This window comes from Arthrobacter sp. E3 (assembly GCF_017353415.1).
GTDB lineage: Bacteria > Actinomycetota > Actinomycetes > Actinomycetales > Micrococcaceae > Specibacter.
Genome location: NZ_JAFMPX010000147.1, coordinates 1 through 255, shown reverse-complemented (window position 1 = coordinate 255; position 255 = coordinate 1). Strand labels below are relative to the sequence as shown.

Below are 255 nucleotides of genomic sequence, written 5' to 3'. Positions count from 1 at the left end.
GCGACGGACTCGCCGCGGAAGAAGAAGCGTTCCTCCACCCCGAAAACCCCGTCCGCACCCCGTACATCACCCAAAAAATGGCTGATGCACAAGGACCGGTCATCGCCGTCACCGACTACATGAAAGCAGTCCCGGACCAGGTACGCCAATTCCTGCCCAACGACTTCGCGACCCTCGGCGCCGACGGCTTCGGCTTCTCCGACACCCGAGCAGCAGCACGACGCTACTTCAAAATCGACTCACACTCCGTCGTCG

1 protein-coding gene is annotated in these 255 nt (G+C 61.6%); it reads left to right on the top strand.

Annotation, left to right across the window (positions count from 1 at the left end; translation table 11 throughout):
• The coding region (locus JMA46_RS17705) for a hypothetical protein (RefSeq protein ID WP_207346514.1) at nucleotides 1-255 on the top strand (255 nt) is incomplete at both ends.